The organism is Aurantimicrobium minutum (assembly GCF_029894165.1).
GTDB classification, from domain to species: Bacteria; Actinomycetota; Actinomycetes; order Actinomycetales; family Microbacteriaceae; genus Aurantimicrobium; species Aurantimicrobium minutum_A.
Map to the genome: position 1 here is coordinate 171,578 of NZ_JARXXU010000001.1, position 20,058 is coordinate 191,635.

General features: G+C 57.4%; 16 protein-coding genes, 2 tRNA genes and 1 pseudogene. 8 read left to right on the top strand and 11 right to left on the bottom strand.

Features of this window, described 5'->3' with window-relative positions; genetic code table 11:
• Window positions 1-91: 91 nt before the first annotated feature.
• Window positions 92-1,777: pseudogene (locus M2119_RS00880) on the bottom strand (amidase); the annotation flags it as partial.
• Window positions 1,778-1,985: 208 nt separating this feature from the next.
• On the opposite strand from M2119_RS00880, the gene M2119_RS00885 reads away from it, so the two are divergent.
• On the top strand, window positions 1,986-3,872 hold the full coding sequence (locus M2119_RS00885; RefSeq protein ID WP_280803095.1) for an alkyl/aryl-sulfatase: 1,887 nt from the start codon (window positions 1,986-1,988) through the stop codon (window positions 3,870-3,872).
• 12 nt (window positions 3,873-3,884) lie between these two features.
• Here M2119_RS00885 and M2119_RS00890 read toward each other — a convergent pair whose 3' ends face one another.
• From M2119_RS00890 to M2119_RS00905, 4 genes are read right to left on the bottom strand one after another with little or no spacing between them, the layout of a single operon-like run.
• Window positions 3,885-5,501 carry a cytochrome b/b6 domain-containing protein gene (locus M2119_RS00890; protein WP_280803096.1) on the bottom strand — a complete coding sequence of 539 codons (1,617 nt, stop codon included), beginning with the start codon at window positions 5,499-5,501 and terminating at the stop codon, window positions 3,885-3,887.
• Window positions 5,502-5,504: 3 nt separating this feature from the next.
• Complete coding sequence (locus M2119_RS00895) at window positions 5,505-6,476, bottom strand: electron transfer flavoprotein subunit alpha/FixB family protein (protein ID WP_280803097.1); 972 nt, start codon at window positions 6,474-6,476, stop codon at window positions 5,505-5,507.
• Window positions 6,477-6,488: 12 nt separating this feature from the next.
• Complete coding sequence (locus M2119_RS00900; RefSeq protein WP_280803098.1) at window positions 6,489-7,265, bottom strand: electron transfer flavoprotein subunit beta/FixA family protein; 777 nt, start codon at window positions 7,263-7,265, stop codon at window positions 6,489-6,491.
• A 40-nt stretch (window positions 7,266-7,305) separates the two neighbouring features.
• On the bottom strand, window positions 7,306-8,472 hold the full coding sequence (locus tag M2119_RS00905; RefSeq protein ID WP_280803099.1) for an acyl-CoA dehydrogenase family protein: 1,167 nt from the start codon (window positions 8,470-8,472) through the stop codon (window positions 7,306-7,308).
• A 236-nt stretch (window positions 8,473-8,708) separates the two neighbouring features.
• Here M2119_RS00905 and heR point away from each other — a divergent pair, with 236 nt between their 5' ends.
• Complete coding sequence (heR, locus tag M2119_RS00910) at window positions 8,709-9,548, top strand: heliorhodopsin HeR (protein ID WP_280803100.1); 840 nt, start codon at window positions 8,709-8,711, stop codon at window positions 9,546-9,548.
• A 38-nt stretch (window positions 9,549-9,586) separates the two neighbouring features.
• Here heR and M2119_RS00915 read toward each other — a convergent pair.
• A tRNA-Met gene (locus tag M2119_RS00915) sits at window positions 9,587-9,660 on the bottom strand.
• 52 nt (window positions 9,661-9,712) lie between these two features.
• A tRNA-Thr gene (locus tag M2119_RS00920) sits at window positions 9,713-9,784 on the bottom strand.
• A 142-nt stretch (window positions 9,785-9,926) separates the two neighbouring features.
• Between M2119_RS00920 and M2119_RS00925 the strand changes: the two genes are divergently transcribed.
• Window positions 9,927-11,570 carry a glycoside hydrolase family 13 protein gene (locus M2119_RS00925; RefSeq protein WP_280803101.1) on the top strand — a complete coding sequence of 548 codons (1,644 nt, stop codon included), beginning with the start codon at window positions 9,927-9,929 and terminating at the stop codon, window positions 11,568-11,570.
• Here M2119_RS00925 and M2119_RS00930 read toward each other — a convergent pair.
• Together M2119_RS00930 and M2119_RS00935 are read right to left on the bottom strand one after the other, a co-directional pair.
• Window positions 11,567-12,850, bottom strand: a complete 1,284-nt coding sequence (locus M2119_RS00930) for a M23 family metallopeptidase (RefSeq protein WP_280803102.1) — start codon at window positions 12,848-12,850, stop codon at window positions 11,567-11,569. The two genes, M2119_RS00925 and M2119_RS00930, sit on opposite strands and share 4 nt — an antisense overlap.
• Before the next feature lie 106 nt (window positions 12,851-12,956).
• Window positions 12,957-13,784 (bottom strand): inositol monophosphatase family protein, encoded by an 828-nt coding sequence (locus tag M2119_RS00935; protein WP_280803103.1) that lies wholly within the window; start codon window positions 13,782-13,784, stop codon window positions 12,957-12,959.
• Between the two features lie 346 nt (window positions 13,785-14,130).
• Here M2119_RS00935 and M2119_RS00940 point away from each other — a divergent pair, with 346 nt between their 5' ends.
• Genes M2119_RS00940 through M2119_RS00955 form a run of 4 tightly spaced genes read left to right on the top strand, consistent with a single transcriptional unit; the run spans window position 14,131 to window position 16,226 of the window.
• Window positions 14,131-14,475, top strand: a complete 345-nt coding sequence (locus M2119_RS00940) for an ArsR/SmtB family transcription factor (RefSeq protein ID WP_280803104.1) — start codon at window positions 14,131-14,133, stop codon at window positions 14,473-14,475.
• A 1-nt stretch (window position 14,476) separates the two neighbouring features.
• Window positions 14,477-15,526, top strand: a complete 1,050-nt coding sequence (locus tag M2119_RS00945; RefSeq protein ID WP_280803105.1) for a permease — start codon at window positions 14,477-14,479, stop codon at window positions 15,524-15,526.
• Between the two features lie 18 nt (window positions 15,527-15,544).
• Complete coding sequence (locus tag M2119_RS00950; RefSeq protein ID WP_280803106.1) at window positions 15,545-15,796, top strand: thioredoxin family protein; 252 nt, start codon at window positions 15,545-15,547, stop codon at window positions 15,794-15,796.
• Between the two features lie 4 nt (window positions 15,797-15,800).
• Window positions 15,801-16,226, top strand: a complete 426-nt coding sequence (locus M2119_RS00955; protein ID WP_280803107.1) for an OsmC family protein — start codon at window positions 15,801-15,803, stop codon at window positions 16,224-16,226.
• On the opposite strand, the gene M2119_RS00960 is transcribed toward M2119_RS00955, so the two are convergent.
• On the bottom strand, window positions 16,223-17,959 hold the full coding sequence (locus M2119_RS00960) for an amidohydrolase (RefSeq protein WP_280803108.1): 1,737 nt from the start codon (window positions 17,957-17,959) through the stop codon (window positions 16,223-16,225). The two genes, M2119_RS00955 and M2119_RS00960, sit on opposite strands and share 4 nt — an antisense overlap.
• A gap of 171 nt (window positions 17,960-18,130) precedes the next feature.
• Here M2119_RS00960 and M2119_RS00965 point away from each other — a divergent pair, with 171 nt between their 5' ends.
• Entirely contained in the window at window positions 18,131-19,132 is a 1,002-nt protein-coding gene (locus M2119_RS00965; protein ID WP_280803109.1) for an FUSC family protein, read from the top strand.
• Between the two features lie 33 nt (window positions 19,133-19,165).
• On the opposite strand, the gene M2119_RS00970 is transcribed toward M2119_RS00965, so the two are convergent.
• Window positions 19,166-20,002, bottom strand: a complete 837-nt coding sequence (locus M2119_RS00970; protein ID WP_280803111.1) for a CPBP family intramembrane metalloprotease — start codon at window positions 20,000-20,002, stop codon at window positions 19,166-19,168.
• Window positions 20,003-20,058 lie beyond the last annotated feature (56 nt).

The window sequence follows — 20,058 nt, forward strand, 5'->3', positions numbered from 1 at the left end:
TGCCGCCAACCGCAGGGCCTTCTGTTGCCACGATTTGGAGTGTGGGCTCCCCATCAGCCGGTGGGTTTAACAACTCCCAGCGGGAGCGTGGAAGTTCATGCACTGACTTCGGTGCAGTGCGTCGATTACGAGGGTTATCAAATGCCCAGGCATAGGACAGCAAATTGGCATCGTCATAAGCGCGGCCGGCGAAGGTCAACCCCACGGGCATTCCGATGTCACTCATGACCCCCATCGGTACGGTCACGGTGGGGATTCCAAGGTGGCGGGGCACCAAGTTGCCATTGGCCACCCAGGTGCCGTTGCGCCAGGCCAGCCTGGCTGATTCTTCCTTCACATCAGCATCGGCAGGTCCCACATCTGCCACGGCAGGGAACACGACCGCGTCAAACTTGTTGACATCCATCCACTGCTCGAGATCGAGCATGCGGGTTTTCTCAAGCCCAGTCACGCCTTCGGCTATGTCAGGTATCTGTTCGAGTGGGGTGATGCCGTGCTCCCGAGCACGAACCACATACTGCTCCAGGGGGACATCCTCCGGTGCAAAGCGATGCAGGTGGTCATCATATTTACCCGGTAATGAACCCGTTGGCACGGGGAATATCTTCTCCCCGTCCACCTGGGCCAGAGCGTGCAAGTGTGGGTCATTGTTGACCTCGAGGAAGTCGTGCCATCCCCACATAGACAGATCCCATAACTCATGCTCGGCAAACGTCTTGGGCACGAGTCCGCGGGCAACCATGTTCTGTGCGCCATCGCCATGGCTTTCATAGTTGGTCACGACGGGGAAGTCGGTCTCGACCACTTCTGCCCCCAGGAGTTCTAGGTCTTTACGCGCAGCATTCCACAACGCAATGACGCTCTCCCGGGTTTCGATGGTGTCGTCGCTGTCGACATCCTTGTTGATATACATCCGGGGTATGGCGATGCGCTTCCCCCGCAATGCCTGGGGATCCATCAAGAAGGGATAGAACGGTGGGCGTAGTTCTGAAGCTTTCGGAATCTCCACCCAGGGCTGCATGCGCCAAAAGTCACCGCGGGTTTCGGTGTCGTCATCCACGACCACTTCGAGCAGGGTGAGCATGTCCTCCATGGTGCGCGTGTGGGGAACCACGACATCCATGGTGGGGACCAGGGGCCAGTTACCGCGGGTGGAGATCACGCCGCGCGAGGGCGTATATGCACACAGCCCGTTATTGGAAGCTGGTGCTCGGCCCGACGACCACGTCTCTTCACCCAGTCCGAAGGCAGCAAAGCTGGCCGCAGTTGCCGTGCCCGAACCATTCGAGGATCCCGAGCCAAAGGCTGCCGTGAGGTAAGCAGGGTTGTAGGGGCTTTCCGCGCGGCCATAGAGACCACGCTGCATTCCCCCGTTCGCCATCGGCGGCATGTTGGTCAGCCCAATGAGCACAGCACCCGCATTCCGGAGCTGAGCAATAGTGAACGCATCCTCAGTTGCGATGAGGTCAGCAAAAGCAGGAGAACCTGCTGCAACCGTCATACCTCTGACTTTGTAGCTGTCTTTGGCGGTGTAGGGAATGCCATCCAGCAAGCTCAGTTGTTCCCCCTGCGCAATACGTTTGTCAGCCTCCCGGGCTTCGGCAAACATCTGCGGATTCAACACCGGAACGGAGTTCAAGCACAGACCGTGGCGGTCATAGTGGGCGATGCGATTGAGATACATCCCAACAAGTTCAACGCTGGTTATTTCACCACTATCGAGTGCGCGCCGAAGTTCAGCAATGGTTTTTTCGACCACTCTGAATAAGGGGGGCATCGCATTCCTTTGAGGTGTGACCTCCAGCCTATTGCTGAGCTGAGAAGCTATCTAGTCCTTGCACGCAGTCCCGTTCGAATCCCGAACAGGGATTTACCCCTGTTCGCAAAGCACGGTTTGTCCGAACACCTCGAAACCAATCTTTGCTGCCAATACAGTGAAAGAACGGGGGGCTTCCCTCGCTTTGTGAGACATAGAAATGGTCCCCATGAACTCCTCTGCACCCGTCAGCGAAGCCGTTATTCAGTCCAACCTCAAGGTTCTTGCAACCCTGCCATTCGCTGACACTCGTGACTTCGAAAATGCCTCACGCGGTCTTCTTGCCCGCCATGGCGGTGGCACCATCACGGATGACAGCGGGCATGTGGTCTGGGACTTTAACCGTTATGACTTCTTGGCCGGAGATGCCCCTGCGAGTGTGAACCCCAGTCTGTGGCGTCAGGGTTTACTCAACTGTCAGCAAGGCCTCTTCGAAGTTGTCGAAGGTATTTACCAAGTGCGTGGTTTTGATATTGCGAACATCACCTTCATCGAGACCGATACCGGTGTGGTGATCATGGATCCCTTGACCGCCGCTGAGACCGCGCGGGCGGCACACGCGCTGTATACCGAACATCGCGGACCCCGCCCCGTCAAAGCCGTGATCTACACCCACAGTCACGCCGACCACTTTGGCGGTGTCAAGGGTGTCATGACCCAAGAACAAGCAGACAGTGGCGAGGTCCTCGTCATTGCCCCGGAGGGGTTCACTGAGCATGCCGTGGCAGAGAATGTCTATGCCGGAACTGCTATGGCTCGTCGTGCGGCGTATATGTATGGTGCTGCTCTTCCAGCCAGTGCAGTGGGCCAGGTTGGTGCGGGCCTCAATCAGACACTGGCAACGGGAAGCATCACCCTCATCGCTCCTACGGTTCTGATTACCACCACCGGGGAAACCGTGAATGTGGACGGTCTGGAGATTGAGTTCCAAATGGCCCCGGGCTCCGAAGCCCCCGCAGAAATGCACTTCTACCTGCCGAAGTACCGAGCACTGTGCATGGCAGAAAATGCCAGTCACTCCCTGCACAATCTGCTTACACTGCGCGGTGCTTTAGTGCGCGACCCTCGCGTGTGGGCACAGTACATTTCGCACGCCATCGAGCTCTTTGGTGATCGCACCGATGTTGAATTTGGTGCACACCACTGGCCCACCTGGGGTCAGGAAGAAATCCGAGAATTCCTCACCGTGCAGCGTGATCTCTATTCCTACCTCCATGACCAGACTCTGCGCATGCTCAACCAGGGACTGACCGGCATCGAAATTGCAGAGCAGATTCAACTCCCTCCAGCATTAGAGAATGCATGGAGTGCTCGGGGCTATTACGGTTCTGTAAGCCACAACGTCAAAGCCATCTACCAGCGCTATATGGGCTGGTTTGATGGCAACCCTGCCCACCTCTGGCAGCACGTTCCCACAGAATCTGCCACTCGATATGTGTCGGCACTGGGCGGTGCAGACCGCACCATCGAGCTCGCCCACGCGGCCTTCGCCGAAGGCGACTTCCGCTGGGCAGCGACCTTGCTTGACCATGTGGTCTTCGCTGACGCGAGCAACATGGCAGCTCGTGAACTTCTGGCGAAGACGTATGACCAACTCGCGTTCGGGATCGAAAACGCGACCTGGCGTAACTTCTATCTCTCTGGAGCAGCAGAGTTGCGCGGTGAGAACTTCGGTACTCCCACGATTGCCACCTCCCCCGACATGATTGCCCAGTTGGAGATCACGCAGGTTTTCGATGCCATCGCCATCTCAGTCAACGGCCCCCAGGCCTGGGATCTGGATCTCAGCATGGACTGGATTTTTGCCGACCAGGGCCGCCAGTTCCGCACCACACTCAAAAACGGTGTGTTCGTGGCCATCGAGAAAAAGGATTCCTCCCCCGCACAGGTGACAATCACATTGGCAAAGCCACTGCTTCCGCTGTTCCTGATGGGTCAGATTGAGCGGGCCACTGCTGCTGGCGCTGTGATTGAAGGTGACGCCAGCGTGCTGGCGACACTTCTGGGAACACTGCAGCCCGGTAATCCTGCATTCGCTATCGTCACACCCGAATAATTCGGGTGTGCGTTAGCGGCTAGTAACCGAACCGAAAAGTCGTGCGATCGGCGCGATGACCAATGGTCGCGCCGCAGCCCAGGCGCCGCCAACGAGAACCATCGAACCGACAAAGATCCAGAAACCTGTCCAGTCCACAACATCCTGCGATGCGTAGATGTGGTTGAGGTTACGCAGTGCTCCGGTCGTGAAGACCAAGAAGACGTGAATCACGATAAAAGCACAGAAGTAAATCATCACGGGGAAGTGAATAGCGCGTGCCCACTCCATGGGGTAGAGAGCGTTGAGCTTCTTCCAATTTGCTGGCCAGGCAGCAGACATTCGGAAACCGGTGATGGCCGCCAGTGGTGCAGCGAGGAACACGGTGGTGAAGTAGGCGAGAACTTGCAAGCTGTTGTAGTTGACCCAGCCGTTTTCGGTTGGCCAATCCAGCGTCAAGTACTGCAGACCTGCAGAAACGGCGTTAGGAATAACTTCCCAGCTCGTTGGAACGATTCGCATCCACTGGCCCGTGATGAACAGCAGAACAACGAAGACCACACCGTTGATGAGCCAGAGGAAGTCGAGTGACTGGTGGAACCAGATAGTGAGGCTGACCTTGTGGCCACCGGCACGACGTGGCGTGAAGTACGCGGTGGGGCGTTGCTCACGGCGAATTGTGATTCCCGAACGAATGATGAGGACCATAAGGAAAACGTTGAAGAAGTGCTGCCAACCGAGCCAGGCAGGAAGTCCCACGGGAGCGGTCTCGGGAAGGTGTGTTTCGCCCGGGTAGGTCTCAATGAAGGACTGGAGTGCGGGTGTCGCCACCAGAAGCCTGGTGAGGATGATGGCTAGACCAGCAATAACCAGGAATGCTGCGGAGCCCCAGAGAATCTTGCTCAGCAAGGGCAGCGCACTGATGCGATCCTTGAGCGATACCTTGGGGGCAACAGGAGCGGGGGCAGCAACTGGAGCAGCGGCAGGTGCGGGTGTGTCAGCAACAGCAGCCACAACAGGGGCGACTTCAACCGGTGCCTCCACAGGAGCCGCGACGGTCTCTGCTACTGGAGTTGCGATCACAGGTGCTGCGGCAACAGCGGCAACACGAATTCCTTCAGAAGGCCACGGGGAACCGCCGGCAACACGAGGAAGTCCACGGCGCAGTCCCTCAATCGAGGTGGCTGCAACGACGGGAGCAGCAACCGGTGCAGCAGGTGCGGGTGCAACTGCGGGAGCTTCACTGACAGGAGCAGCAGCGACAACGGGCGCAGCGGCAACGGGTGCAGCGGCAACGGGTGTAGCGGCAGGAGCAGAAGAAGCAACAGCAGCGCCCGAGGGCCACGGTGCACCACCGGCAACACGGGGCAGACCCGCACGCAGGTGAGACGTGTTGATTGCTGGTGCTGTAGCTGGTGCGGTGGCAACCGCAGGTGCAACGACAGGTGCTGCCACAGATTCTACGACTGCTGCAGCAGCTACAACAGGAACGGCATCCACGGGAGCAGCCACAGGAGGCGCAGCAACAGCTTCAGTCACGGCAGGGGCAGCGACCGCTGCACCGCGCACGGGTGCAGGACCGTCACCGGGAGGCCACGCGAAGCCACCGGCTACGCGAGGCAGTCCACGCCGCAACTGAGGGACTGTCATGAATTACTTACCCGATGCCTCAAGTGCGGCGATGAGCTGTGGGACGACAGTGAAGACGTCACCGACAACACCAAAGTCTGCGATTTCGAAGATAGGTGCGGTCTCGTCCTTGTTGATCGCGATGATGGTCTTCGCGGTCTGCATACCTGCCTTGTGCTGGATAGCACCAGAGATACCCAGAGCAACATAGAGCTGAGGGGAAACCTGAACACCGGTCTGGCCAACCTGGAAGGTTTGAGGCACGAAGCCTGCGTCAACTGCGGCACGAGAAGCACCCACGGCGGCACCGAGGGCGTCTGCGAGCTGCTCAACGAGGACGAACTTCTCCGCCGTGCCGAGTCCACGTCCACCGGAAACAACCTTGGTTGCTCCACGGAGTTCGGGGCGCAGGCTGGTGGGTGCGTCCGCGACATCAATGGATTCGATGGCAGCTGACTTACGACCCGAAGGGGTGACAGCAAGCTTTTCGGCAACCACGGGCTGCGCGGTTCCGCGAGCTTCCACAACACCCTGGCGAACCGTGATGACGGGAGCTGCAAAAGTGACGGCAGAGGTAACCACGAAAGCTCCACCGTAGGCAGAGTGAGACGCAATGATGCCCTTAGCGTCACGGGTGACGTCGATGGCGTCGTAGTTCACGGCAGCGCCGGTGCGAACTGCAAAGCGAGCAACAACTTCCTTGCTCTGGTCAGAGTGTGCGGCGAGAACGGCAGCAGGCTGAACCAGTGCCGCAGCAGCCTGCAGTGCGTCCACAGTTGGAGTCGAGTAGATGGTGTTGTCACCGTCTGCGAGGAGAACCTTGGTTGCACCTGCAGCTGCGGCAGCAGCAGAAAGTGCGTCCGCGTGCTCGCCTGCACCCACGATGAGGGCAATAGGGTTACCGAGGCCTGTAGCAGCACCGAGCAGACCTGGAACGCTCTTGGAGAGCTGGCCGTCGGGGGTGCTGTCGAGAAGTACCAGAATGTTGTCCGTCATGATTACTCCGCCTTAGACCAGTTGGTTCTTTTTGAGGAATTCAGCGAGCTGGTTTCCAGCGTCACCTTCGTCCACGATCTTGACGCCGGCAGCACGTGGCGGCTTGGCCGAAATCTCGGTCATGATGGCGCGTGGCTTTGCCAACACGTCGATGTCTGCACCCAGGTCGGCAACCGAGAGAACCTCGAAAGGCTTCTTCTTGGCAGCCATGATTCCCTTGAAGTTGGGGAAGCGGGCATCGGGGAAGCGTTCGGTCACCGAGACAATCGCAGGGAGCTCTGCACGCAACTTGAGAGTCACGCGGTCAATGACGCGAGTACCGCTGACAGCCTTGTCGTCAAGCTCAATGGTGGTGAGCTTGGTGATCTGAGGAATGTCGAGCAGTTCAGACAGCGCAGCAGGAACCACACCACCGGCACCATCGGTCGACTGGTCACCAGCGATGACCAGGTCGTAGCCGATGTGTGTGAGTGCTGCAGCCAGAACCTCAGCCGTCAACGTCACATCAGCACCCACGAGTGCCCCATCGGAGATGAGGACGGCGCGGTCTGCCCCCATCGCGAGCGCCTTGCGCACGCTGGCGGTGGCGTCTTCGGTTGCCATCGAGAGCGCGACAACTTCGGTGCCCTCGTGCTTTTCTGCATAGGAGATCGCATACTCCAGCGCGCGTTCGACGATTTCGTCCAGGACGCGGTCGCTCTTGTTACGGTCTGCTAGACCAGTCTCGAGGTCAAGGAAACGTTCACCGTAGGTGTCGGGTGCTTCCTTGACGAGAACAACAATTCTCATGAGTGATCCTTATGTTGTGAGGTATCGCGTGAGGGTGGGTTTAGTTCTCAGCGAGCTTCTGCTTCATCAGGTTGGAACCGATGATGAGCTGCTGAATTTCGCTGGTGCCTTCATAGAGACGAAGGAGACGAACATCGCGGTAGATCTGCTCAACGGGGTATTCGCGGATGTATCCGGCACCACCGTGAACCTGCACACCGAGGTCTGCAACCTTGCCGACCATTTCGGTGCAGTAAAGCTTGGCAACTGAGGGGGCAATACGGGTGTCTTCGCCGCTCTGGTACTTACGCGCGGTGTCGAGGACCAGTGCACGACCAGCGGAGACGCCCACCTGCATATCTGCGAGCATGGCCTGAACGAGCTGGAAGTTACCGATGAGTTCGTCGCCCTGCTTGGCAATTGCTGCATAGGCGAGAGATTCGTCGAGTACACGCTGTGCCTGACCGACGGCGAGGGCTGCAATGGTGATGCGGCCCTTCGCGAGTGAGGTCATCGCTGCCTTGTAACCGATACCGGGCTGTCCACCGACGAGTGCGTCGTCGGTGACCTTGACCTCATCGAAGTGAACGTCTGCGGTCCAGGCTCCAGCCTGACCCATCTTCTTGTCGTGGGGCCCGACGGTAACACCGGGAAGGTTGCTAGGAACAATGAAGACCTCAACCTTGGCCTTGCCCGTTTCGTCGGTGACCTTAGCGAAAGCCATGAAGACATCTGCAATGGGTGCGTTGGTGATGTAGCGCTTCTCCCCGGAGATGCTCCAGCCATCAGCAGTCTTGACGGCCTTGGTGCGCATGGATCCAGGGTTCGAACCTGCTCCGGTTTCAGTCAGGGCGAAGGAGGCCACGATGTCACCGCTGGCGATGCCTTCAAGCCACTGCTGCTTCTGGGTCTCGGTGCCGAATCCGGCGATCACCTGACCGGCAATACCGTTGTTGGTTCCGAACATGGAGCGGAATGCAAGGCTGGTGTAGCCGAGCTCAATACCGAGCTCTGCCTGCTGCACGACGTCGAGGCCGATGCCGCCCCATTCTTGGTCAATGGCATAGCCGAAGAGTCCGAGGTCCATGGCCTGCTTGCGGAGAGACTGAGGAATTTCATCCTTCTCAGCAATCTCGCGCTCGAGAGGGATAACTGCCTCGCGGATGAATTCGCGGAGTCCGCCGAGAATCTCGACGAAGTCTTCTGGGGAAACTTGTGATTCAGACATGGCTTAATCTTCCTTGATTGGATTGATGTTGTCCAATACCAAGTAGCAGGTCGATTGATAACAATAAATGCATCAATTTGTAGTGCCTCACTGCACACTCGAGCAACTACTCCATCGTAGTAAATCCCCCGAACTGCCGGGCTTTCTGTCCAAAAAACACACAGAACTTTAGGGGTGCCCTGCGGAAAGGGGAAAAGTACTCGTTCGCATCTTCAAACTGGGCCAGACTAGGACCAATGGCCCCGTCAGCGGCCGCTAAGGATGGTCCAGCCATGGTTCGCAAAATTCGTTCCGAAGATGAGCAGATTAAACGCCTCCGGGTTTACAACATCGTCGCTGGTGCGATACATCTTCTCCAGGGACTGGTATTTCTTTTCGTCCTGACAAAGCTGAGCTCACAGGTCATGTTCCCGGTCACCGCCGACTACATGACCGGCCCTCCCGGTGTGGACCTCCCCACCGAGCAGGTCACTTTCTTTGAGGTGAACCTGGGTCTCGGCGTGGTGGCATTCCTCTTTTTGTCGGCCTTCTTCCACTTCCTCATCTCCCTCCCCGGTGTTTTCACTCGCTATGCCAATGGGCTCAAGCTCAATCACAACTACTTCCGATGGACTGAGTACGCGCTGAGCTCCTCCGTCATGATCTGGCTCATTGCCCAGCTCAACGGGGCCACCGACTTCGCGGCACTGTTTGCCATCTTCGCCGTCAACGCCTCCATGATCATGTTCGGTGCGTTGCAAGAGAAATACGAGAAGCCTGGAAACAAGAAGTTCCTGCCCTTCATCTTTGGCTCCATGACTGGAATCGTTCCCTGGATCATCATTGCCATCTATACCTTGCAGCCAGGATCAACCTCTGCAGCAGAGGTACCTGGATTTGTGTATGGCATTGTCATTTCACTCTTTGTGTTCTTCAACACTTTCGCCATCAACCAGGTTCTGCAGTATCGCCAGATCGGCGGATGGAAGAGTTACCTCCGCGGAGAGCGTGCGTACATCACGCTCAGTCTGGTGGCCAAGAGCGTCTTGGCGTGGCAGGTATTCTCGGGCGCACTCGTGCCCCTGTTCGTGAGCTAGAAATGAGAAAACCCCCTCAGTTGAGGGGGTTTTCGTTGTAGCTGGAGCGGGGCTCGATCCCGCGACCTCACGATTATGAGTCGTGCGCTCTAACCAGCTGAGCTACCCAGCCACGAACATTCGCCGGTCAAACAGGTGAACCTGTCGAAGTCGAAGAATGATCGGGCCCCGAGCGAGGATTGAACTCGCGACCCCTTCCTTACCATGGAAGTGCTCTACCACTGAGCTATCGGGGCGTATCCAGAATCCCGGAAAAGCTTTCCGAAAATTGGCACCGTAAGAGATTATCACCTCTGAGGGCATGCTAAAAACACGAGCTTCTCCGAGACTTTCCGCACAGTTCATTCGGTGCTGTTCTCACCTGCCTAAACTTGCTCCATGTCGTTAAAAGAGTGGTGGCGTTCCTCCGTTATTTACCAGATTTATCCCCGGTCATTTGCGGATGCAAACGGGGATGGCATCGGTGACCTCGCCGGCATTACCTCCCGACTCCCCCAGCTCACGGAGCTCGGTGTGGATGCTATCTGGTTGTCGCCTTTCATGACGAGTCCCCAGAAGGATGCCGGCTATGACGTGGCCGACTATTGCGATGTGGACCCACTCTTTGGCACCCTCCAGGACTTCGATGTCTTGGAGAAAACAGCACACGATCTGGGGCTGCGCGTCATTGTGGATTTGGTTCCCAACCATTGTTCCAGCGAGCACCCCTGGTTTATCGAAGCACTTGCTGCCGGTGAGGGCAGCGAACAACGCGCGCGCTTCATGTTCCGCGAGGGTCAGGGTGCCCACGGGGAGCTTCCTCCGAATAACTGGGAGTCAGTATTCGGTGGCCCTGCCTGGACCCGCACCATGAACCCGGATGGCACTCCGGGTCAGTGGTATTTGCACCTGTTTGATTCCAGCCAGCCTGATTTTGACTGGACCAACCCCTGGGTGCGCGAGCGTTTCCGCGAGATCCTCCGGTTCTGGCTTGATCGCGGCGTGGATGGATTCCGTGTCGATGTGGCCCACGGATTATCCAAAGCACCGGGTCTGCCTGACTTCCGTCGCGATGACGAATATTGGAGCACCCCGGCAGAAATTCGTCCCGATAACCCCTACTTCGGACACGAGGGTGTGCACGAGATCTATCGCGACTGGCATGAGCTTCTGGCCGAATACCCCGGCGAGCGCATTCTCTGCGCGGAGGCATTCGTGGAGCCCTTGACCAAGATGGCTCAATGGGTTCGTCCCGATGAGATGCAGCACGCGTTTAACTTCCCGTTCTTAGTTACCCGCTGGAATGGCGAGCAAATGCGCCACGTGATTAAGGACTCCCTCTCTGCGTTCCACGCGGTTGGGGCACCCAGTACCTGGGTGCTGTCCAACCATGACCAGATTCGCCACGCAACCCGACTGGCTCAGGATCCCAGTGGCAAAATCGCGGACCGCATCACCGGTATTGGTCCCTTGACCGAACCTAAGCCCGATAACGCTCTGGGTCTGGCTCGTGGTCGTGCAGCTTCAGTCATGATGTTGGCATTGCCAGGTGTGGCATATATGTATCAAGGGGAGGAGCTCGGTCTTCCCGAGGGAATGGATATTCCCGACGATAAGAGACAGGATCCGACATTCTTCCGAACTGGAGGTGCTTCCTACGGCCGTGATGGCTGCCGCGTCCCGATCCCGTGGGAAGCCGATGCACCAAACTTCGGTTTTGGTCCAGGCGGTGAGCCGTGGCTGCCACAGCCTGCGGTGTATCGCGAATATTCTCGCGATCTGCAAGAGGGTGTAGCTGGTTCAACCCTTGAGCTTTACCGTTCAGCGCTGGCGATCCGCAAGGATCGGGCGCTGGGTGAGGGTGATCTCGAGTGGATCGACGGAACTCCAGAAAACGTTCTTGGGTTCCGCAACGGGGACGTGACCGTGTTTATCAACTACAGCGAAAAGCCCTGGGCTCTTCCTGCTGGTGAGATCATCCTCGATAGTGGCAATAGTGCAGACGGGGTCTTAGCTCCCGCTGCTGCCGTGTGGATTGTCTAACCGGCAGATTCTGTCGGTGACTTTCCGGCTCGTTGAACGAGGAAGGTGTAGGGGTCAATCGGTGAGTCCCCCACACGAATTTCGAGGTGGAGGTGGGGGCCGGTTGTCAGACCTGTGAGACCAATATTGCCCACGAGGTCGCCCTTGTTCACCGTGTCACCAGCTTTGAAGGGTGGGGATCCTGGAACCATGTGGCAATAGACGCTCGTGAACTTCGTTCCATCGACGTTGTGTTCAATGAAGATAGAAACACCACAGGTTGGTCCCGGATCTTCCACCAACGAAACAATGCCATCGGCTACCGAATAAATCGGTGTTCCGTAATCGTGCGAGAAGTCCAGACCGGTGTGGAAGTTGTAATACCCAAAGAGGTTGCGGTCGCCGAAGGGCGAGGAAATCTTTACTTCCTTGACCGGCCACTGCACGCCATTGTTCGAGATAGGAACATTAACTGCAAGTTTCTTCACAGAATATGCGCCTGATGTGGGGGCTATTTGGGCAGACGTGACGCTCACTCCATCACGCCCTGCGGCGAGGTTCTCACCCGTACCTTCCACGCTTTGACCATCACCGATAGGCAAAGTGCTCAACCGTGATTGTTCAGCCATCAGGGCAACATCTTCGGGGGACAGCAACGCATTTGCCGGGATGCTGGTTGCAATTGCCAGACCTGCCACAAAAGCCATGGCGGTCAACGTGAAAATTCGGGCTATGCCTCCCTTGCGTTTCTTAGGTGCGACAACAGCCGGAACTTGTTTCCGGCTCTTGTGCCTGATGCGCACCTTCACATGGGGCTTCGGTGGAGACGGTGTGGAAACTTGCGCCATGAGCGCGATCGGGGCAGGAATAGGTCCCGTTGCGGGGTCCGACGCGGGGAGGAACACCACATCTTGCTGATCAAAGGGAACAGCAGGGACATCGACGGGAACCGCAGGAAGTGTCTGTTCCGCTGGAAGAGCCGCGTTCCGAAGTTCCCGGCGGCTCAGTGGCACTGGGTCAGAAACGACGGGCGTGACGACGGGCGTGGGCTGTGGCGCTGCCCGCTCGAGTGGTTCTCTGCTCTCTGACAGGTCCGAGAAGATAGCAACTTGAGAGGAATCTTCCTCTGCCGGATGGGCAACGGGGCGATAACTCAAAACCTGCCGTTCGAGTTCTTGCGCGAGAACTTCGTCCGACTCCTGCTGACGCATGTCACGTAACTGGCGACGAGTCAGGGGTTGTTCCGTGGGTTCACGACGAGACTGCTGCAGAGCAGCAGTCTCGTCGTGTTCGTCCACCACAGAAAATCCTCACGTGTTCATCGGCGGAGGACTTGTGCCTACCAGCTCGAAAGATAACGGAAGGGTTAAGGTTACCAAGCTTGCCTGAGAAAGACCACCCAAGAGGCTATGAAGAGGTGATTACCCCTGAGACCGTCAGAAGCTTTTCAATCTGCGGATACAGATGCGGATTCGTCGCGATAATCATCGCTTCACCTTCGGCTTGTCCGTCCAGGCCACCCACTAACGCCCCTGCTTCACGCGCGACGAGGCTTCCCGCAGCGTGGTCCCAGGGCTTGGTGCCGCGTTCAAAGTAGCCATCCAGGCGGCCTGCGGCCACGGCACACAGATCGAGAGAAGCAGCACCCGCTCGGCGAATGTCGCGCACAACCGGCAGTACGTTGGTGAGCAGGTGCGCTTGTTCTGCCCTGACCTGTGAGCTGTATCCAAAGCCGGTAGCAAAAAGTGAAAGTTCGATCACGCTTTCTTTATTGACGGCCAGCTCGGTGAGTTTGCCTGCGTGCAGTAACCACGCGCCGTCACCCTGCGAGGCAAAGTACAGCTCATCAACCAGCGGGTTGAATACCACGCCTGCCAGCTGCGTCCACGTGGCAGGGTTTGCCTCGCCCTGCACAACAGCAATGCTCACGGCGAATTGGGGAATGCCATAGAGATAGTTGACGGTGCCATCGATGGGATCCACGACCCATGTCAGTCCTGAGGTCCCAGGGAATTCGTTTCCCTCCTCGCCATAGAACCCGTCGTCGGGACGCAGTTCGGCCAGACGGTTTTTGACGAACTCTTCACATTCCCGATCGGCGAAGGTCACCACATCAATAGAACTCGACTTGGTGTCTGCCACGACAACGCCTTCCCGGCGGCGGCGCGCAATGAGCTCTCCCGCTTCGGTGGCAATCGTGCGGGCAATGTCCAGGAGTTCAGCGGGGGTAGCCATGTTTCAAGGGTAGTGCGCAGACAGAAAAAGGGAGGCCCCTCACGGAGCCTCCCTCTACCCAACTCGTGTTAGCAGCACGCTGCCTTCTCTGAGGAAGGAGTGCAGCAGGCCGAATCCTTGGCGTCGGTGGAGCAGCACGCAGCGGTCTGTGCTGATGAGTCGCAGCAGCTCTGTTCTGCAACATCAGTTGCGCAACAAGCTGCCTTTTCCTGGGTTTGTGCGTCAGTCATGAGTGTCCTTTTTCTCATTCCGGAGATCCACATCACTATATTGATGTTTATCTATATAGTTATATAATATAGATTGTTATCTATATAGCAAGTGTTTCTTCAGGAAGGCCTGGCACATGACATTGACCGCACCGGTAGCCTCAGAGGCAACGAGCTGCACCCCCCTCGATCTAAGTGCCGCCCTGACACGCCCTCAAGCTGAGCAACTCGCCACCCTCCTCAAAGCCATTGCAGACCCCACTCGTCTCCAGCTGGTGAGCTTCATTCAAGCCAGCAACAATGCAGAAGCCTGCGTGTGTAATCTGACGGAGCCACTGGGGCTGAGCCAACCCACCATTAGCCACCACCTCAAAGTTCTCACCGAAGCTGGGGTCATCATCCGCGAGAAGCGCGGCACCTGGGCGTGGTACTCCGTGAACCAGGAACGCTGGCAACAGCTCGCTCCTCTGTTAGCGAGCTGACATGTCCCTGGTCGACACCCTTCCCAGCTCTAAAGGAAAGCTTGCCCTCGTCGGTGCAGGTGCTCTGGCACTGTGGGGTCTGGCCTACTGGGTCAACGAATGGCTCTGGGACTGGGTGATGTATGGAGTGCTCAAACTCGACAGCGCCAATCGCGTCGTCGAAACTGTGCACTTCTTTGTCTACGACTTCCTCAAGATCATGCTGCTGTTAGCGGGCATCATTTTTGTGATCACATTCTTGCGTTCCTATATGAGCGTGGAGCGCACGCGTGCGCTGCTCGGGGGCAAGCGCTCGGGCGTGGGCAACGTCCTTGCCGCAGGCCTCGGTGTCATCACGCCGTTCTGCTCCTGCAGTGCCGTGCCGGCCTTTATCGGTTTTGTTGCTGCCGGCGTGCCCGTCGGGGTCACGATGAGCTTTCTCATTGCCAGTCCGTTGGTTAATGAAATTGCGATCGGGCTTCTACTCACCTTGTTCGGTTGGCAAATCACTCTGCTCTATGTCGTCTCCGGTCTCGCCATCGCTATCGTGGCCGGGTGGGTCATTGGGAAGTTCAAACCTGAGCGCTGGGTTGAGAAGTTTGTTTTCGAGACCAAGCTCCATGGCGAAGCCATCGATCCCTCCCGTGGACTCACGATTAAACAACGTGTGGGAATCGCCAGCGGTGAGGTGTCTACCATCATCCGCAAAACCTGGCCCTACCTTGTTGTGGGAATCGGTCTTGGTGCGATTATTCATGGCTGGGTTCCTGAATCTTTCTTCACCTCGGTTGCGGGGAAAGACAACCTGTTTGCCGTGCCCCTGGTGGTTCTCCTCGGTGTTCCGCTCTATTCCAACGCAGCTGGAATTCTTCCCCTCGTTGAATCCCTCTACGGGGCTGGTCTTCCCATTGGAACACTGCTGGCCTTCATGATGTCGGTTGTAGCGCTGTCGCTGCCAGAGCTCATCCTGCTCAAGCGCGTGCTCAAACCACAGCTGCTGGGCATCTTCGTGGGCGTGACCGCCACCGGCATCATTCTCGTTGGATACCTTTTCAACGCCATCATCCCCTAACAAGAGCAAGGAATACTCATGGCTACTCTCGATATCAAAGTTCTCGGCCCCGGTTGCCGCAACTGCGTCACCCTCGATAAAGCAACCCGCGCCGCGGTAGCCGAACTGGGTCTCGATGCATCCATCGAAAAAGTCGAAGACTACGCTCAGATTGCCAGCTACAACATCATGAGCACCCCGGGTCTCGTGATCGATGGCACTGTCGTTTCTTCTGGTCGCGTTCCCTCCCCGTCAGAGATCAAGGACCTCCTTCTCGCGGCACAGGCCTAGTCCGATGCCTGACACTGAGGACATCAAAACCTTCACGCTCTCCGCCCGACGGGTAGATGAGCACGGTTCTCTCGCCCACACCAAAGAAGCCGACATTGTTCTCGATACCAGCGTGGACGGCAGAGTGGACGCTGCGAACCCCGTCGAGCTATTGCTGGCATCACTGTCCGCCTGCATGCTCAAAGGCATCGAACGCCATAGCCCCGCAATGCCCTTTGCCTATAGCAGCGCAGCCATCTCGCTCACTGCACGACGCCCTGCGCTGGAAGCCCGGGTGACCGAGATCGACTACGTCCTGACAGTGGACACCACAGAGTCAGACTCCAAACTAGAGCTACTCCACAAAAACCTGCTGAAATTCGGCACGATCTATAACACCCTTGCGCCGGGCACGACCATCACGGGGCGCATTCAACGCGGAGCGAATTAAGCGCTGTAGGCGAGCGTTCCGTCGATATAGGTCTCGTTAACCACAATCTTGTCCCAGCTTGCTGGGTCTGAGGTCCACGGGTTGCTGTCCACGACGGCATAGTCAGCACGCTTTCCCACCTCGAGTGAGCCACGGTCATCGGCGTGGATTTGCCAGGCGGCATTCGTGGTGATCGCGGCAAGAGCTTGCGCAGGAGTTGCGCATTCAGCAGGGTTGAGGACTGAACCATCAGCCTGCAGGCGACGCAACACGGCGGTTTGAGCACTCAACAATGGGTGAACTTTCGACACGTTGTAATCGGAGTGCACGCTGGTGTTGATACCTGCTGCGATCGCCGAGGCCACGCGGTCAAGTCGATCTGCGCGGTCTGCTCCAAGGATGGTGTCACGGAACGCTGCGCCCCAGTAGAGCACGTGGTTCATCAAGAAGGTTGCTGAGATGCCAAGTTTGGCCGTGCGCGCCAACTGGTCGTCGGTCGTGATGGAGTAGTGGATGAAGGAGTGACGCAAATCTGAGTTCGCTCTACCAGGAAGGATCTCTTCCATCGCTTCGAGCGCCATTTCAACAGCAGCATCACCATTGGTGTGTACATTGATTTGCCAGCCATCGTTGAGACCTGCACGAATAGCGCCGCGCAAGGTCTCAGGCGTCCAGTTACCATGACCACCGTTGTTTTCACCGAGGTATGGCTGCATGAAGTAGCCCGAACGGCCCTGGTTAGATCCGTCGGCGACGACTTTCCAGGCATCTGAACGAACCATCTCGTCACCGCTGAACGGGGTGACTCCCGCGTCCTTCCAGGTTTGTGCAACCTGCTCTGGGGTCTTGCCTGCCATGATGGCGAACTGTGCAGTGGACACACGCACCGGGAGGCGCTTCGCGCCATTGAGCTGGTGCAGCATAGCCAATTCGCTGACGCCTGCAAGGGTGCCGGTGGCGCCTTCGCGCAAAGAGGTAACACCCTGCTTGGCGCACTCATTCAAAATTTCAGTGATACCAGCTGCAAGCTGCTGGGCAGAGGGCTTGGGGAACTTGGCCAACATCATCATCATGGCGGGAGCCTCACCGATAACACCTGTGAGTTTGCCGTCAGCACGACCGAAGGTGCCACCAACTGGATCTGGAGTGTCGTATGTAATGCCCGCGGCCGCAAATGCAGCAGAGTTTGCGTAGAGGTAGTGCATCGAGGCATTCATCACGATAACGGGGCTGTTGGGGGAAATCCGGTCAAGGATGTCGAGGGTCAGATCAGGCTCTCCGGGGAACAGGCTGGGGTCAAAAAGCTTGCCCAGCACATATTCCCCCGCAGTAGTCTGAGCGGCGGTGGTTTTGAGCGTGGCCACAACGTCATCGAAAGTCGCACAGACTTCGTGGGACACATCTGTCCAGGTCAGATTGAGCAGTGACGTCCAGATGTGCATGTGGGGCTCAATGAGACCGGGAACAACAACTCCCTCGGGCTTCACGGTCGTCGTGGAGGAATCAACAAGTCCCTCAACATCCTTGAGCGCACCGATGCCGATAATGGCACCACCAGAAATAGCCATTGCTTCCGCAAGAGGAGCTGCAGGATTTCCGGTAGCGATCGTGCCCACGACGAGGATCTCTGCAGTCTGCCCCACGGTAAGTCCTGCTGCGTGGCTAGCGGCGGTGACGGTAGTTCCTGCAGAGCTGAGAGCAGCGCCGAGGTGGTCTTGGGTGACGGGGTGTGCTGAACAGCAACCTGCAGACATGAACGAACTCCTTGGGGTCAGATGTTTCTCAAGCTATCAGGAGCAGTTGAACACAAGGTCCTATTGAGAGCAAACATTCAGTTACTGCTCAGACGCAGTCCCATCGCGCCTAAACGGGGCATAAGACAATCACCTCCAAAGTTAAACCTGCAGTCTGCTTTACTTGGCTACATGGCTAAACCCGCACTCAAAGCGAACGTGATGTTCTTTTCGTCCATCCTCATCATGATTATTCCCACCGCGGTTGTCATCCTCGTGGGGTGGCAGACTGCCGCATCGCTGGCCATCCTGGCAGCCATGGGTGGCCTGTTCTCCGTGATGGGCCTGCGAGGTCGTGGTCTGATTCTGTTCACTATCGCCAGCGGAGTGAGCACATTCATCGCCTCCCTGGTCAGCGAGAATGCCTGGGCTTCTGCAATCCTGATGCTGGTCTGTGGCGTGGCACTGGGAGCGGTGAACAAGTGGGGGCTGTCCCTCTGGAACTTTATGTTCCCCGTGTTTGCCGCTGCAGTTATCGCGGAACCACCCAAGCTTGTCTCAGGTTCCCTGCCCAACGCTCTGTTGACCGCGGTGGTTGCCATGGGCTGTATTGTCGTTGCCGCGTTGCTGACCATGATTATCGTGAAGCAGCCAGCCCAAAAAGAGGTTCTGGAATTCCCCCTCAAAGTGAATGTCATGTTTGCCGTGAACCTTGGTCTACTTCTCGGCGCAGCGGGCTACTTTGCTTCTGTGTATCGCCACGAACAAGTCGGAGTCTGGCTCACCCTCGCCATTGTGGTCATCATGATTCACCCCTACGCCGGTCAAACCACAAGCCGAGCACTTCAGCGTGCGGGAGGAACCATCATTGGTTTCCTCATCGCGATTGGGATCGGCGCTTCAGACCTGCCTGACTACCTGTTTTATGCAGCAGCGTTCGTGTTTCTGGAGATTGCTCTGCTCATGCGCATCACGCCCTCACGCAAGTACTGGGAATACGTCATGTTCCTCACCCCTGGCGTGGTTCTTATCTCAGGCTCTCCCGCTGATATCGCCACCGTGTCACACGACCGCCTCTATGCCACCATCATTGCGGCCGCTGCCTGTTTGCTCATTCTCGGTATCGAGCGCCTGCTGTTCTGGCGTGGTGGCCTGAACAAGCCCCACGAGATAACACCAGTCGACGCACACTAACGCTCGGCCCGAACTGACCCCCAGACGCTTCGGTTAGGGCGCGGGATACAAGAAGATTGGCACCCATTCTGGGTGGTGTGCGTAGATGAGCACGAGGAACACCACCACATCAAAAAGCAGGTGCACGGTAATCACGTAATACACCGATCTGCTCTTCTCGAAGATCCACGCCTGGATCAACGCAAAGGGAATGGTGAGCAGCGGTCCCCATGACCGATATCCCAATTCCCATAAGAATGAGACGAAGACGAATACCTGCAGGACATTCGCAATCCAGAAGGGGAAGTGGCGACGAAGCAGCGCAAAGACCGTGCAGATGAAGAAAAGTTCATCCCAGATTCCGACGAATCCCACCCCAAAAAACAGGCGCATGATCTCGGAGGGCGTTTCAACTGCTGGCCAGTTCAGATAGCTTCCAGAGCCAATGAAATAGACCGGCAGAATCAGCCAGCCGAGAACCAAAACAAGCGCAAGCCACGACCACTCCAGTTTGCTCCAGGGTTCACCAGCTCGACCGGGGAATTGGATGGCATGGTCTTTCCAGACCCAGCGGCTAAGGGCATAGGGAACAGCCACTGCCGCGCTGAGCACAGCGCCGAGCAGTGCCACGTTCCCCCACTCAAGATTTGCTTCCACCGAAATCTGAGCAATGCCCACAAGCGGGAGGGCAATAAGGAAGAGGTCCCGAGCAAAGCGGGCGGAGACCGACAGGCCCAACAGCAGGCCAGCAACAACGGTGGCGTATCCCCACGGCGAGAAGAACACAAAGAAGAGTGGCGCAGAAACCACAACCAAAATGGCTGCCAGCAGCATTTTCAGCTTGGTCAGCGCGGAAGTTTCCTCAAAGCGAAGGGAGTGCGTGAAGTCCACGGCTCCAGCGTAGAGGACAGAGAACACGAATGCCCGGGCACAGCGTGCCCGGGCAT

Excerpts from the sequence above, each read along its gene's own strand:
- M2119_RS00950 (WP_280803106.1), top strand. The coding sequence starts at position 15,545 with ATGGCTACTCTCGATATCAAAGTTCTCGGCCCCGGTTGCCGCAACTGC.
- M2119_RS00960 (WP_280803108.1), bottom strand. The coding sequence starts at position 17,959 with ATGTCTGCAGGTTGCTGTTCAGCACACCCCGTCACCCAAGACCACCTC.
- M2119_RS00885 (WP_280803095.1), top strand. The coding sequence starts at position 1,986 with ATGAACTCCTCTGCACCCGTCAGCGAAGCCGTTATTCAGTCCAACCTC.
- M2119_RS00925 (WP_280803101.1), top strand. The coding sequence starts at position 9,927 with ATGTCGTTAAAAGAGTGGTGGCGTTCCTCCGTTATTTACCAGATTTAT.
- M2119_RS00955 (WP_280803107.1), top strand. The coding sequence starts at position 15,801 with ATGCCTGACACTGAGGACATCAAAACCTTCACGCTCTCCGCCCGACGG.
- M2119_RS00965 (WP_280803109.1), top strand. The coding sequence starts at position 18,131 with ATGGCTAAACCCGCACTCAAAGCGAACGTGATGTTCTTTTCGTCCATC.
- M2119_RS00890 (WP_280803096.1), bottom strand. The coding sequence starts at position 5,501 with ATGACAGTCCCTCAGTTGCGGCGTGGACTGCCTCGCGTAGCCGGTGGC.
- heR (WP_280803100.1), top strand. The coding sequence starts at position 8,709 with ATGGCCCCGTCAGCGGCCGCTAAGGATGGTCCAGCCATGGTTCGCAAA.
- M2119_RS00935 (WP_280803103.1), bottom strand. The coding sequence starts at position 13,784 with ATGGCTACCCCCGCTGAACTCCTGGACATTGCCCGCACGATTGCCACC.
- M2119_RS00900 (WP_280803098.1), bottom strand. The coding sequence starts at position 7,265 with ATGAGAATTGTTGTTCTCGTCAAGGAAGCACCCGACACCTACGGTGAA.
- M2119_RS00940 (WP_280803104.1), top strand. The coding sequence starts at position 14,131 with ATGACATTGACCGCACCGGTAGCCTCAGAGGCAACGAGCTGCACCCCC.
- M2119_RS00905 (WP_280803099.1), bottom strand. The coding sequence starts at position 8,472 with ATGTCTGAATCACAAGTTTCCCCAGAAGACTTCGTCGAGATTCTCGGC.
- M2119_RS00895 (WP_280803097.1), bottom strand. The coding sequence starts at position 6,476 with ATGACGGACAACATTCTGGTACTTCTCGACAGCACCCCCGACGGCCAG.
- M2119_RS00945 (WP_280803105.1), top strand. The coding sequence starts at position 14,477 with ATGTCCCTGGTCGACACCCTTCCCAGCTCTAAAGGAAAGCTTGCCCTC.